The organism is Aliikangiella sp. G2MR2-5, from assembly GCF_015687155.1.
In the GTDB taxonomy this organism is placed as follows: domain Bacteria; phylum Pseudomonadota; class Gammaproteobacteria; order Enterobacterales; family Kangiellaceae; genus Aliikangiella.
On sequence record NZ_JADPQF010000019.1, the window covers coordinates 1 to 1,538 of the forward strand.

Annotated in this window: 1 protein-coding gene; it reads right to left on the reverse strand. The window is 43.4% G+C overall.

What is annotated here, in order from left to right; genetic code table 11:
• On the reverse strand, positions 1-1,538 hold a 1,538-nt coding region (locus IYN84_RS20825), incomplete at both ends, for an amino acid adenylation domain-containing protein (RefSeq protein ID WP_196141214.1).

The following is a 1,538-nucleotide window of genomic DNA, read 5'->3' on the forward strand; positions in this document are numbered from 1 at the left end:
CTTCTGACCAGTCAGGCTCCGGCAGTGCTTTACGATTGACTTTTCCATTGGGACTTAACGGTAAACGTTCTAACGCAGTTACATTTGAAGGAACCATAAATGCAGGTAGCTGCTTCCCAACTGCCTCAAGGATTTTTTGAGAGTCATGTTTTTCGACTCCCTCCTGACAGGTAACATAAGCTACTAATACCTGATTGCCAGTCTTATCTTCTTTGGCTACGACAACGGCTTCTTTAACATTATTAAGCGCAGCTATTTTTGCTTCAATTTCTCCCAACTCAATCCGGAAGCCACGTAATTTTATTTGATGATCCAGACGACCTAAATATTCAATGTTGCCATCGGATAAGTAACGCACTAAATCACCAGTTCGATATACCCTGCTGCTTTTGTCATTATCAAATGGGTTTTGAATAAACTTTTCAGCGGTTAGTTCAGGCTTATTCAGGTAGCCTTGTGCTAAACCAATTCCACCAATCAGTAATTCACCAGCCACTCCCGCTGGCAACGGATTATTGAAAGGGTCGACTACATAACATTGAATATTCGCAATTGGTTTACCAATAGGTACTATGGTCTGCTCACTCGAAGGCGAACACTGCCAGCTGGTAACGTCAATGGCAGCTTCTGTCGGGCCATATAAATTATGCAGTTCACACTTAAATTTACTAAAAAATTCTTGTTGCAAGCTGTAAGGCAGAGCTTCACCGCTGCAGAAAACTTTACTAATTGACCCACAACTTCCTGCCGCTTCCTGTTGTAAAAAAACCTGCAACATTGAAGGCACAAAATGCAAGTGGGATACTCGCTGTTCAATAATGAGATCACGCAGGTATACCGGATCTTTATGCCCTTCTGGTTGAGCAATCGCGAGCCTTGCTCCCACCATTAATGGCCACAGAAACTCCCAAACGGATACATCAAAACTAAATGGTGTTTTCTGTAAAACGCAATCATCAGCCACTAGCTGATATGCATCCTGCATCCACAAAATTCGGTTTAAAATAGCATGGTGTTGATTGACCACTCCTTTCGGCTGTCCGGTCGTACCGGAAGTGTATATAGCATAAGCAGGACCATCAAGATCCAGAGCAAGGCCAGGATTTTGCTCAGGGTAATCTTCTATTCTTTGACTAAATGAATCGCTGTCGATCAGACACAAATGAATATCGGTGAAAACATCAGCGCTCAACAAATGTTGTTGACTGATTATCAACGCAGGGTTTGCATCCTGCTTCATATAATCAAGCCGCTCCTTAGGGTAAGAAGGGTCAAAGGGAACGTAAGCAGCCCCAACTTTTAAGGTCGCAATAATGCTAACGACCATATCGAACGAACGCTCCAGGTGTAAGCCAACAAAGTTGCCTACTTCCACACCGCTATCCATCAGGTAATGCGCTAGTTGATTAGCCTTTGCATTTAGTTCGCCATAAGTCATACTTTGACCTGCGAAGGTAAGCGCGAGGGTATCCGGATATGTTCTCGCCTGTTCCTCAAAGTATTGATGGACTAACTTATTTTGCGGGTATTCCTTATCG